Annotated in this window: 9 protein-coding genes and 2 pseudogenes; 4 read left to right on the top strand and 7 right to left on the bottom strand. The window is 58.8% G+C overall.

Annotation, left to right across the window (positions count from 1 at the left end; genetic code table 11):
- Nucleotides 1-41: 41 nt before the first annotated feature.
- Both ABD112_RS02125 and ABD112_RS02120 read right to left on the bottom strand, forming a co-directional pair.
- Nucleotides 42-1,340 (bottom strand): ABC transporter substrate-binding protein, encoded by a 1,299-nt coding sequence (locus ABD112_RS02125; protein ID WP_343922754.1) that lies wholly within the window; start codon nucleotides 1,338-1,340, stop codon nucleotides 42-44.
- A gap of 351 nt (nucleotides 1,341-1,691) precedes the next feature.
- Entirely contained in the window at nucleotides 1,692-2,165 is a 474-nt protein-coding gene (locus tag ABD112_RS02120) for an Lrp/AsnC family transcriptional regulator (protein WP_343922752.1), read from the bottom strand.
- 257 nt (nucleotides 2,166-2,422) lie between these two features.
- On the opposite strand from ABD112_RS02120, the gene ABD112_RS02115 reads away from it, so the two are divergent.
- On the top strand, nucleotides 2,423-4,771 hold the full coding sequence (locus tag ABD112_RS02115) for a transketolase-like TK C-terminal-containing protein (protein ID WP_343922750.1): 2,349 nt from the start codon (nucleotides 2,423-2,425) through the stop codon (nucleotides 4,769-4,771).
- Between the two features lie 562 nt (nucleotides 4,772-5,333).
- Here ABD112_RS02115 and ABD112_RS02110 read toward each other — a convergent pair.
- The 3 genes from ABD112_RS02110 to ABD112_RS02100 are packed head-to-tail and all read right to left on the bottom strand — an operon-like array spanning nucleotide 5,334 to nucleotide 8,536.
- Nucleotides 5,334-6,347, bottom strand: a complete 1,014-nt coding sequence (locus ABD112_RS02110) for an aldo/keto reductase (RefSeq protein WP_343922748.1) — start codon at nucleotides 6,345-6,347, stop codon at nucleotides 5,334-5,336.
- On the bottom strand, nucleotides 6,344-7,216 hold the full coding sequence (locus tag ABD112_RS02105; RefSeq protein WP_343922747.1) for a fumarylacetoacetate hydrolase family protein: 873 nt from the start codon (nucleotides 7,214-7,216) through the stop codon (nucleotides 6,344-6,346). The genes ABD112_RS02110 and ABD112_RS02105 overlap by 4 nt, the downstream gene beginning before the upstream one ends.
- Nucleotides 7,217-7,228: 12 nt before the next feature.
- Nucleotides 7,229-8,536 carry an enolase C-terminal domain-like protein gene (locus ABD112_RS02100; protein WP_343922745.1) on the bottom strand — a complete coding sequence of 436 codons (1,308 nt, stop codon included), beginning with the start codon at nucleotides 8,534-8,536 and terminating at the stop codon, nucleotides 7,229-7,231.
- 436 nt (nucleotides 8,537-8,972) lie between these two features.
- Here ABD112_RS02100 and ABD112_RS02095 point away from each other — a divergent pair, with 436 nt between their 5' ends.
- From ABD112_RS02095 to ABD112_RS02085, 3 genes are all read left to right on the top strand, one after another.
- A complete protein-coding gene (locus ABD112_RS02095) occupies nucleotides 8,973-9,722 on the top strand; it encodes an SDR family NAD(P)-dependent oxidoreductase (RefSeq protein ID WP_343922743.1) in 750 nt (249 codons plus the stop codon).
- 95 nt (nucleotides 9,723-9,817) lie between these two features.
- Nucleotides 9,818-10,588, top strand: a complete 771-nt coding sequence (locus ABD112_RS02090) for a GntR family transcriptional regulator (RefSeq protein ID WP_343922742.1) — start codon at nucleotides 9,818-9,820, stop codon at nucleotides 10,586-10,588.
- Between the two features lie 272 nt (nucleotides 10,589-10,860).
- Entirely contained in the window at nucleotides 10,861-11,424 is a 564-nt protein-coding gene (locus tag ABD112_RS02085; RefSeq protein ID WP_343922740.1) for a hypothetical protein, read from the top strand.
- A gap of 39 nt (nucleotides 11,425-11,463) precedes the next feature.
- Here the strand turns inward: ABD112_RS02085 and ABD112_RS02080 are convergent.
- Both ABD112_RS02080 and ABD112_RS02075 read right to left on the bottom strand, forming a co-directional pair.
- Nucleotides 11,464-11,925, bottom strand: a pseudogene (locus ABD112_RS02080) (transposase); the annotation flags it as partial.
- A 33-nt stretch (nucleotides 11,926-11,958) separates the two neighbouring features.
- Nucleotides 11,959-12,446, bottom strand: a pseudogene (locus tag ABD112_RS02075) (IS30 family transposase); the annotation flags it as partial.

Genomic DNA, 12,446 nt, shown 5'->3' with positions numbered 1-12,446 from the left:
TCTCTGCCATCGGTTACGTTAGGGCACCCCGCCCAAAAGGCCTATTCCGGATACTTGCCGGTCCAGTAGGTCGTCCACTTGGCCAGGACCTCGTCGACTGAGGTGCCTCCGATCAGCAACGACTGGAGATCCGAGTCAGCCATTATCTGGAAATCAGGCGTGTTCGGGTCGGAGTACATAGCATCGATTACCGGGAACTTGATCGGATCTGCCGCCATCACACGATAGGCGTCGAAGGCCCCCGACGAGAACGTTTGATCTCCTTCAGGGATCTCCTGCGCCGGGATCATCGAGTTCAACTTGCTAAACTTGAGGTCGTTCTCCTGGTCGGTCAGGAATTCAACCAACTGCCATGCACGTTCCTGGTTGGGGCTGTGTGACGTGACACCCCAAGCTGCGTAAGCGCCCGGGATCGGGGCACCCACGCCGTCGGGGCCAAGCGGCATGGGGGCGGTCGCCCAGGTGCCCTCTTCCAGAGTGCCAGCAGCTGCGTCAATTACCTCAGACGTCTGAATTAGTTGTCCGGACACGCCAGATGTAAAGCCCTGCACCATCTCGGGGTAACCCCAACTGACTGAGTCCGCCGGCGAGGTGTCGTTAAAGAGGGCAAGGAGATCCTTGAGTGCCTGCTTGCTCTCGGGGCTCGTGAAGACTGGCTTTCCGCTCTTGAGGAAGTACTGTGCAGACTGGTCGAGATTCTGAGCGTTGTACGCGGTGATGTTGAACATAGCTGCCGCGGCACCATAGGAGCCACCACGGAAGGCGAAGCCATAGCGTCCAGCAGACTTATCGGTGACAGCTCGCGCAGTTTTGAGAACCTCTGGCCACGTCGTCGGGGGGGCATCGATTCCTGCCGCCGCGAGGTAGTCGGTACGGTAGAACAGCGCGGGGACGTAGAAGCCGTAAGGAATGGCCACCACCGCTCCATCCGTCTTCGACGTGTCCTGAGCGGAGGGAGTGAGGGTCTCCCACATTGGGGAAGCCTCCGCCTGTGCGGTCAGGTCCGCAAGATAGCCGTTACGGGCGTATTGGGCTTGGGTGGTGTGCATGACCTCAACGACGTCGAGATCTTGTTTCGTCGTCAGCATCTGCAGGATCTTCGTCGAGGCGCCTGAAGTGGGTGGCGAGATCAGCTCGACAGTGGTTCCCGGATACTTGGCCTCAAATTCGGCGATGAGGCCATCGAGAATATCGGTGCGTTCCGGGCTACCAAGCGCCTGGATCATCGTCAACTTTATATCTTTGTCCCCCGCTCCGTTGGAGCCGGTCGATGGGCTACAACCAGCCAGCAGAATAGCTATGGCGGCCGCTGCGCCCAGTTTGGCGATCCTTCTCTTCATGATGTTTTCTCCTTATCTGATCACCGGAAGCCGGAGTCAGGGATTTAGTTAAACGATTAACCGGAGACTAAACCCGAGCGACAAAAAAAGTCGATTCAAATATTTGCCTTGTCACCAAATCGTTATTTATGGTTGTGCGCGAACGGGGTGCGAGGCTCGACGAGCGGGCGATGCTGAAGAGTGAACGTTCATTCCGGTCGCACCCCCTGCCTCACAACCGCACCGGCCCATTCCCACAATGAGCGGAAGCGCACAAGGTCTAAGCCGCGCGGATGGTCGAGCGGGCGGCGACATCGTGGACCGAATCGACAGGCCCCCGAGCGTTCGCGTTGGCGGAAATCAGTGAGCGGTTTAGCCTGTTTTTTCTATCAGCTGCTCGATGCGGTAACTAACGAGTTCGCGCATGACAAGACCGGTGCTTGTGCGCTTGACGCCTTTAATGCTTAGAATACTGCCTGCCACGCGGTACAGATCGTCGGCGTCGCGAGCGACGACCTGCACCAGCAGGTCGGTGATACCTGACAGACCGCACACCTCGATCACTTCGGGAATGGCGGCAAGGGCCTCCCCGACACTGGTCAGCTTTCGCTGGGTGACTCTCGTGACCACATACGCACGGAGCGGAAAACCGAGAAAAGCCGGATCGATGCGGCTCTGAAATGAGAACAAAGATTTCTCGTCTTTGTAACGGGTTAAGCGCGCCCGCACCGTGTTGCGGGCGAGGCCGGCTGCTTCGGCAAGCGCCAAGTGGGTCATGTCAGGATCTGCGATGAGATTCCGCAGAAGAGCCGCGTCGATCTTGTCAGCAACTCGTCGCTCAATCATTTTGATCACCTTTCGCTCGTCCCGCTACCCAGCATATGCGCATTATGCGCAATTTTGATTCAACATATTGCGCGATTATGTCGAGGGTGGTGCACTTGAATCAAGAATTGCGTACCAGGCGTTCCTTTTCGATACATCGGCTATACCTCGATGATTTGCCATAGTCAGCTTCACGAGAGCCGACGCCGGCCTACTGTGCAACGGCCAGTGGCTCCCTACGGGCCCAGCCGCTTCATCCTCGAAGAAAGTTGGTCCTGATGTATTCAGCAACAGTCAACGACGAAAAAACGGCGGTAGCCGTTAGCGCCCCCAGCGACCCCCGTCTCGACGCTCTCGAACAAATCGAGAAACGAGTCCTGTGGCTTGCCACCTCAATGGTTCATCACGCGAACCGGGTTCGTCCCAACCGTTCAGGCCTGAAGGTTGGTGGTCACCAGGCGTCGAGCGCCTCGATCGCGACGATCATGACATCGCTCTGGTTCGGACAACTGCGGCCTGAGGATCGAGTGTCGGTCAAGCCTCACGCTTCTCCCGTTCTGCACGGCATCAACTATCTCCTAGGCGAGCTGGAAGAGAAGCACCTCAGCACATTGCGTGAATTCGGTGGGCTTCAAAGCTATCCAAGCCGATCCAAGGATCCCGATACTGTTGACTACTCGACGGGCTCCGTCGGCATTGGTGCCACTGCGCCGATTTGGGGCGCCATCTCACGCCGCTACGTTGCAACCGTCTCGGGCACTCCCAGCCCGGGTCGCCAGTATTCGCTCGTGGGTGATGCCGAACTCGACGAGGGGGCAATCTGGGAGGCTGCTCTGGACTCGCACGTTCAAAGTCTCGGCGAAATTGTTTGGATAATTGACCTCAATAGACAGTCTCTCGATCGGGTGGTTCCCAATATCGCCGCCGGCAAGATTGAGCGACTGTTCGAGGCCGCCGGATGGCAGGTCATCACAGTGCGGTTCGGCCGCCTACTGGAGTCGTTGTTCGAGTGTGAGGGCGGGAACGCGCTGCGTGAGCGCATTCTGGAGATGCCCAACGCCGAATACCAGCGACTGCTGCGGTGCACGGCCGAAGTGCTCCGAGAGCGGTTGCCCGGCGATGGTGCGGCGGCCGATACGATTCGCGCGCTCATCAACTCGGTTGACAACGCGACCCTACTGCGCTCAATTCGTAACCTCGGGGGGCACGATCATGCCGCGCTACGTGACGCCTACGCGCAGATCGACGACACCCGCCCGACCGTAATCATCGCCTACACTATCAAGGGCAACGGCCTACCGACTGCCGGCCATCCACAGAACCATTCCTCGTTGCTGACTTTCGAGCAGTATGAGCAGCTTGCGAACGAGCTTGAGATGGATGTGAGCGCCCCGTGGGCACGCTTCGATGAGCAGAGCGCCGCGGGTATGCTGTGCACTCTGACCGCAACCCAACTTTGGCGGGAAGTTATCCCAGAGATCGAACCGCCGATCGTGCCCACCGACTTTGGCAGAACACCGTCGGGGACGGGCACTACGCAGGCTGCGCTGGGAAGGACCCTGCTTGACCTCACCCGCGGGGCTCCCGAGGTAGCACGGCGCGTCGTCACGGCAAGCCCGGACGTCAGTTCGAGTACCAACCTCGCGGGTTGGTTGAACAAGGTTGGAGTGTGGTCGACGGAGGCCCGGCACGACTGGTTCAGTGATGATCCGGAGACCATCATGCACTGGCGTGAGAAACCGAGTGGTCAGCACATTGAACTGGGAATTGCCGAGATCAACCTTGTCAGTCTCATCAGCGAACTGGGGGCAACGTGGAGCAGGTGGGGGCAGCCGCTATTCCCCATTGGGGTTTTATATGACCCCTTTGTTGAGCGTGCGCTCGAGCCTTGGTCTTATGGCATGTATGCCGGCGGCCAGTCGATCCTCGTTGGCACCCCTTCCGGGGTGACCCTCGCCGCCGAGGGCGGTGCTCACCAATCCATAAAGACCCCGTCGATCGGCCTTGAGCAGCCGGAGTGCATTAGCTACGAGCCCGCCTTTGCCATTGAGGTGGAGTGGACGCTGCTCGCCGCCATGGGGCAGATGGGGAAGCCTGGAGGTAGGTCCGCCTATCTGCGCCTTTCGACCAAACCGGTCAACCAGCTGCTCGCCACCGTTCCACAGGATCCCGCAGCGCGCGAACGCCGGCGGCGCCAAGTTGTGGCGGGGGGTTATCTACTGCGCTCGGTCATTGAGCCCAAAGCGGTAATCGTATCGACCGGCGCGATGATTCCTGATGCGCTGAACGCCGCTGACCGACTTACCGCACACGGGATCGCCGTTGACGTATTGTGTGTGACCAGCCCGGGATTGCTCTTTGAGGCGCTGCAGAGCCGCAACGGCCAGGGCGAGTCATCAACGTGGATCCTTGATCAGATCCTTCCGCGAGAAAAGGCGGTGCCGATGGTTACCGTCGTCGACGGGCACCCTCATACGTTGGCTTTTCTCGCGAACGTCAACCAAGTTAAGAGCCGCAACCTCGGCGTGAGCCGCTTCGGGCAAGCGGGAGACCTCGACGATGTCTACCGTTACCACGGCATTGATGCCGATAGCATCGTGCGAGCAAGCCTCGACCTAGTCACTTAGTACGGCGCAGCCACGGAAAACAAGCCTTCATCGACCTGAAGGAGATTAGTGTGCGGGTACAATTTCTCAGATTTCAATTAGCCCTCTGAACATGATGAGAGCTTCAGTCACGAGCGGCGAGGCCTGCACACTCAAAATGGTTAATGGGCGGCAGACCCAAGCTAAAGCTGCACTGCCGTGCGGTCTCGCCCAAGACCAGCTGTCCCGTCACGCAGCCAACGATCGCGTATACCGGTGACAGTTTGCCTATCAAACGCCGCATGATGTCGTGGTGGAGGATCGAGTGGACCATGATTTCCCGTCGCTTCATCGCCTGGGGCCACCGCCACTGCCACCCGTCGGCACAGGCATTGACACAGAGAGCGGACGTAGCCAGTTCTCCCCAGTTAGCCGGGCATAGCCGACACTGTTTAATCTGCACATTTGTTTCTCGTATCAGAGGTAGTTGGCCACGCTCAGAGCGTCGCCGAGTTAGCCGGCATCGAGCACGTCAAAGCCGGCAACACAGCGCGTCAGTCAACCGGCGGGTCGTACGCGGGCACGGTGACTCGTGCGCGATCAGCTACGGTGATGAGCGTTGGGAGGCCTCTCGAGTTGGACGCAGAGCTACGGAGTCGATGAGCCCTGCGGAAGCGAGGTCGGCCCACAGCGCGTCGGGGATCGGAAGTTCTGAAAGTGCAACATTGTGATGCACCTGCTCAGCCGAGCGCGCGCCGGTGCAGACTGTTGCCACAGCCGGATCTCCGAGCGCAAATTGCAAGGCTGCGGCCGGCAACTGCACTCCGTGTGCCTCGCACACATCAGCGATCGCGTTCACCCTAGCGATGAGCGACTCCGGTGCGGGTCGGTAGTCGTAGTTCGCTCCAACCGGTGGACGGTCACGCGCCAGAAGTCCAGAATTGAATACGGCGGCCGCCACGATCGAAACGTCTCGCTCTGTGGCTGCAGGGAACAGGTCGCCGAGCCCTCCCTGTTCAAGTAGGGTGTACCGTCCAGCGCACATCACGACGTCGAGATCGGTGTTCTCCACGAAGTCAGCGAGCATAGCGGTTTGGTTCATGCCCGCACCGTAAGAAGTGATGACACCCTCGTTGCGCAAAGCGTCCATTGCCGGAAATGCTCCCTCCATCGCCTCCCGGTAGTGGTCGTCCGGATCGTGAACGAAGACCACATCGACGTGACCGATGCCCATGCGCTCGAGACTATCGTCGAGCGATTTGCGTACACCATCGGCGCTGTAGTCCCGGCGTCGCATCATGTTCGTAGTCACTGCAAAACCTTCATCGTCGTGCTGTTCGCCAGACGGATTCTCCACAAGCAGTAGGCCCACCTTCGTCGAGAGGATGTACTCCTCACGGGGCTTTGTGCGGAGGAACTCGCCCAATCGACGCTCGCCGAGGCCAACGCCGTAATGTGGCGCGGTGTCAAAGTACCGGACACCAGACGACCATGCTGCCTCGAGAGTCTCAAACGCGGACTCGTCAGAAACCTCGCGCGCAAGATTAGCGATTGGCGCGACCCCGAATGCGTTCGGACCAACCCGAAGTCCACCACGCCCAAGGGCTCGCTCAGTCACAACTGTCCTGGCTTGATCACCTGACGCTGACGACCAAGACCATCGATCTCACATTCGACGATGTCTCCGGGGGCAAGGTAGGGGAAACGGCCACTGAGCGCTACGCCTTCTGGTGTTCCCGTGTTGATGAGATCTCCGGGTTCAAGCACCATGTACTGGCTGAGCTCAAAGATAATCTGTGCGACATCAAAAATTAGGTCAGACGTCGTCGAGGCTTGGCGAGGCTCCGCGTTCACAAAGGAACGCAGCTTGAGACCCGAGCCATCGCTCAACTCAGAAGCCCGCACCAGCCACGGACCCAGCGGGTTAAAGGTTTCACTGCACTTCCCCTTGCTCCACTGGCCACCTGAGAGCTCGAGCTGGTATTCGCGCTCTGAAACGTCGTTCGACACCGCGAACCCTGCGATGTGCGCCAGAGCGTCGGCCGGTGAAGCCAGATACCGCGCACGGGTGCCGATCACTACGGCCAGCTCGACTTCCCAATCGGTCTTCGCGGACCCGGGTGGAATGAGGACGTCGTCAAACGGACCCACCACTGTGTTGGGGTGCTTAAAAAAGATCACCGTACGGGTGGGTGGCGCTGACCCTGACTCGGCCGCGTGGGCCGCATAGTTCATCCCGATACAGATCACCGCAGTCGGCCGCGCGATTGGGGCCCCAATGCGCAGCCGGGAACCGTCGGCGGGGTCATCGAGGACGGGCAGGTCGTCCGCAGCGAGTGCTCGTGCTGCGGTTTCCAATCCACCACTAGCGAGGAAAGCGCCATCGATATCGTCCGTAAGCGACGAGAGATCGTGGAGCACCCCTTCATCGTCAAGAACTGCAGGGCGTTCGGCCCCAACAGGTCCGAGTCGCATAAACCTGAGCATGGTCTTCGCCTTTCAGCCGTTGATTGTTTTCCAGCCGTGACCGTTCGGGAACACCCATTCGTCGATTGATGACGCGAGTATATCCGATCCGGCGCCTGGCGCAGTCGGGGTGCGGTACCGCCCGTTCATTACGGATGCGGGAGTCACAAAATGTTCGTGCAGGTGGTCGGCGAACTCAATCATCCGCCCGTGCATCGAGCCTGATACTGCGACGAAGTCGAACATCGACATATGCTGCACGGTCTCGCACAGGCCCACTCCTCCTGCATGCGGAGCTACCGGAACCCCAAACTTGGCGGCAAGCAGAAGAATCGAGATGTTCTCGTTCACACCGCCCACGCGGCAGGCATCCATCTGCAGTACCGCAAGCGATTTCGCCTGCAACATCTGCTTAAAGATCACGCGATTTTGCACGTGCTCTCCGGTGGCAACCGGCATAGGTGCGAGTCGACGTGCGATCTCAGCATGGCCGAGTACGTCGTCGGGACTGGTTGGCTCTTCAATCCAGGCGAGGTCGAACTCGGCGAGCTGGCTCATCCACTCGACTGCCTCGTCGACATCCCAACGCTGGTTAGCATCGACGGCGATACGGATGTCGGGGCCGACGGTGCGGCGGGCAAGAGCGAGCCGCCGCTTGTCATCCTCAATATCCGCGCCGACCTTGAGCTTGATCTGCCTAAAGCCATCGGCCACCGCCTCACGAGCCAGTCGCTCGAGCTTCTCATCGGTGTATCCGAGCCAGCCGGGGCCGGTCGTATATGCAGGGTATCCGTCGGTCAGCAGTTCTGCAGTGCGTTTATCCGCACCCTCGCGACCACGACGCAGAATGTCTAGTGCCTCGTCACGAGTCAACGCATCGCTCAGGTATCTAAGATCGATCAGGTCAACGATTTCCTCCGGCGAGAGCGACGCGAGATGCTGCCACAACGGCTGCCCTGCACGCTTTGACCTGAGATCCCAGAAGGCGTTGATGACGGCACCGATCGCCATGTGCATGACACCCTTTTCCGGCCCCAGCCAGCGAAGTTGCGAGTCGTGCATCATCTCGCGCCACGTCGCACCCATGTCAGCTAGAAGCTCTTCGACGTTCCTGCCCATAAAGCGCGAAGCGAGAATCTCGATGGCGCGCGCTTCGATGTCGTTACCGCGACCGATGGTAAAAACGAAACCGGTGCCAGTAAGACCGTCGTCACTGTCGGTACCGATCTGCAAATAGGCAGCCGAGTAGTCGGGGTCGGGGTTCATCGCATCCGAACCATCGAGAAAGATCGAGGTCGGAAAGCGGATGTCGAGGGTCTGAATGTTGGTAATCGTGCTCATAGTTCTCTCCGGTTTCGATCTGGCCCGCACCGGGCGCGGCAACTTAAATGTTGACGGCTCCAGCCAACACACCACGCACAGGCAGTCGTGGGGATTGGAGGAAGACAATCGAGATAGGTATCACGACCAAGAGACCGGCGACCGTGATTTCCGGTCGGCCTATGACACTCCGTTTTGCGCCGGTGCTGATTTAGCGCCGGGGCGGGAGTGAACAAAGCTCCTGAGCCCAATAGCAAGCCACCGAAAGTCTTTACATTGCCGCTTCCTTTCATATCGTGAAGGAAAGAAAGCTCCTTCGCTCCGGCGTGATCCTTATGCTACATGATTTATCAGAATCCTATAGACTCTTTTCAGTAACATCTATTGCGATTCGGCGTAGTTCGCTGATCGCTTGGGATGGTCCAACACTCCTCCATAAAGAGAGCACGGAGAACACATGTCAGAACTAACCGGCCTCACAGCTGTTATCACCGGAGCCGGTTCAGGCATCGGTCTCGCGACCGCGCAAAATTTTGCCGCGGCGGGAGCTCGCGTGTTCGGGCTTGACCTTGCCGCCGGTGCGATGGAGGGAGTAGCGGAGTGGATACCGTGCAATATCGGATCCTATGAGTCTGTTGCGGAGGCCTTCTTTACTCTCGCCGGCGAAGTGTCTGCACTGGATATCCTGGTGAACAATGCGGGGATCGGTGCAGTCGGCACCGTAGAAGACGGCAGCGATGAGGAATGGCATAAAGTGCTCAACATCAACGTTGTTGGTACCGCCCGGGTGACGCAAGCGGCCCTGCCGTTGCTGCGCATGAGTAAGACAGCAGCGATTGTGAACACCTGCTCCATTGCTGCGACTGTCGGACTTCCACAGCGCGCGATTTACTCCGCCAGCAAGGGTGCTGTGCAGTCGTTGACTCTGGCGATGGCGGCGGACTTTGTCCGCGAAGGAATCCGAGTCAATTGCGTGAACCCGGGTACAGCTGACACCCCTTGGGTGGCACGACTACTGGATCTGGCACAAGACCCAGCCACGGAACGCAGTGCGCTCGAGCACCGCCAGCCCAGCGGCCGGCTCGTCACAGCCAGCGAAGTGGCCAGCGCCATCCGTTTTCTGGCCAGCCCGAACCAGAGATCAACCACGGCGACTATTCTCGCGGTTGACGGAGGCATGGACGGATTGCGGGTTCCTTCGCGTTAACCCTCTTTCGCAAAGGCGGGGAAAATCACCTATAGGATTTGTTCCAGTCACGCCTACGTTCCCAGAACGGGCCTGTTGCAGAAGGGTGAGAAAGAATGGCACGTGATTCAGTGCATCGGAACGGTGCAAGCCCAGAGCGGCATGTACTTGCCGACGGAACCTACAACGCGATCAAGGGCAAGATTCTGAATCATGAGATCTCTCCGGGCGCACGCGTTGGCATTGATGGGTTGTCTCGCACACTCTCCGTTTCACAGACACCGGTTCGTGAGGCACTGGCAAGGTTAGAAGCTGACGGGTTGGTGCTTAAGACCCCTCTACGCGGCTATCAAGCAACTGACCTCCTGTCGGTGCAGCAGTTCGACGAGTTGTTTCAGTTCCGTGCGCTCATTGAACCGTGGGCCGCCTCAGAAGCGGCGCGTCACGGCACCCGCCGAGACATCGAAGCACTCGAAACCGAACTGCATCGGGCTCGTAGCCTTTCCGAGCCGGGAACCGAACAGACTTACGCAGGCTTCGTCGAGCACGACACGCGCTTCCACATGCTAGTCGCTCGTACCTCAAACAACTCTTTCGTCGAGGAAGCGTTCATCCGCACGCACTGTCACATGCACCTATTTCGCGTCTATAAAGCATCCACAGGGATAGAAGGCGACGGCGAGCCAGTGAGTGGACTCGTACGAAATATGTTTGCCGAATACTACGAAAGTGGTCACCCGCCGCTCGCATTGTTGGAACACGAGGACATATTTGGTGCAATTGTTGTCGGTGACGGTCCCGCAGCGCTAGCACTAATGTTGCAGCACATTGAGTCGTCTCGACACCGTTTCATCGCGGCAGTGGAAGCAGTCAATACGAAAACTTGACCCCCGCTTAGTAGCGCGCGGTCGCGCGAGACTATTGCAGCACGACCACACAGGCAGTCCTCACCTCAGCCTGAGGTAGATCGCACCCTCGCGCGTGACGGCGGATAGCGTGCGGGCTATTCACCACGCCATCCCCCCAGAGGGGGCTTGCGGGTTGACAATTGTCCATCCGGGTCGGCCAACCATCACGATCCTGCACATTAGCCGTCGGATGAGGGTTATAGGGAAAAAGGGGCTTCGGACGGTTTTCCGTATCGATTTGGGAGATCCGGATGAAGATTTCGTATACCGATGAGCAGCGGCGGTTGGCGGTCGCGACGTTTCGGCGTCTTGGCTCCTATGTGAAGACCATCCGCGTGTTGGGGTACCCCTCAAGACATACGTTGCAGGATTGGGTACGTGGAAGCAGCCGCGGACGGAAACTCCGAGCACAACCTCGCCCTCCTCGCCACTATTCGTGGGGGTTCAAGGCAGCTGCGGTGCGGCGCGTGCTCGCTGGCGACGACGTGAAACAGGCCGGGGAAGATCTCCGCATGACTACGCATGTTGTGTTGTACAAATGGGTACGGAACTGGCGCGCACAAGGAGACCGGGGTCTGATGAGTAAACGGGAGAAATCGGAGGCAGACGGGTTTCCTACCCGCGCGAGCTTAGAACGCTCGCTGCCTAATGACATCAACGAGCTCAAACGCTTGACAGCGGAACTCCTGGTGGAGAAAGCCGTGCTTGAGCGTGAGCTCGATCTAGTAAAAAAAGACGAGGGCGTCATCCCGGAAAAACTGTCGAACCTGCAAAAGACCAAGATGGGTCTGCTGAAGCTTTGGTTGACTCGGTGACCTGACCTATGGTTTGGTTTCCAGTCGTGGTGACTAGCTTCAGGCGGATATTGGTTGCGGAGTGTGAGCGAGGTCGTATTCGTGGGGTGTTGCGTAACTGAGTGCGGAGTGTCTTCGTCGGCGATTGTAGAACACCTCGATGTACTCGAAGATAGCGTTCGCGAGCTCGATTCGGGTCCGCCACTTCTTACGGTTCAGCAACTCGATCTGCATTGATGACCAGAAGGATTCCATCATGGCATTATCGAGCCCGTCGCCAACGGTTCCCAACGAAGGCAAGAGACCGGCCGAACGAATCTTCTGGGTGAAAACCCACGAAGTGAATTGGACTCCGTGATCGGCATGAACGATTCCGCCGGGCGCTGGTGTGCGCGCCCTGATAGCCATGTCTAGAGCGTTCACGACGAGGGTTGAGTCCTGCTTGGAATCGATTGCCCATCCGACGATTTTGCGGCTGCAGGCGTCAAGGACTGCCGCGCAGAAAACCTTTCCTTCTCTCGCTTGGATTCCAGCGATCGTTGCAACACCGGCTTCTTAGCTGGCTTTCAGTAAAGCATCTAGGCGCTCGGCTGGGGTATCCCAGTCGAGCGTTTTGCGTGGGCGGGCGTTGAGTTCTGTTGCGACAAGTTGAAGTTCTTCGGGGGTGTGCCGGGAGAGATCGGTTCCTTTGGGGAAATATTGGCGCAGCAGTGGAGTGGTGGAGTGGACCGTTGGTGTTCTCGTTGCTGCCACGCTGCCACGGACTCGCGGGATCGCAAAAATAGACATCCATGTCGGTCGCGACGCGGAACGCGACGTGCCCAGACATCTCGGCACCCTGATCCCAGGTCAGCGATCGTCGGAGCGTGGCGGGAAGCTGGGTGACGGTTTTCACGAGGCCATCTCGCACCGTTTCGGCCGTGTGGTCGTGGGGCAGGTGAACGAGGGTAACAAACCGGCTGGCCCGCTCAACAAGAGTCCCGATCGCTGACCGGCTCAACGTTCCGATGATGAGATCACCCTCCTTACGTTGTTGTTGTGGG

The sequence above is a fragment of the Rhodoglobus aureus genome, from assembly GCF_039527955.1.
GTDB classification, from domain to species: Bacteria; Actinomycetota; Actinomycetes; order Actinomycetales; family Microbacteriaceae; genus Rhodoglobus; species Rhodoglobus aureus.
This window is presented reverse-complemented; position numbering and strand designations above follow the sequence as displayed.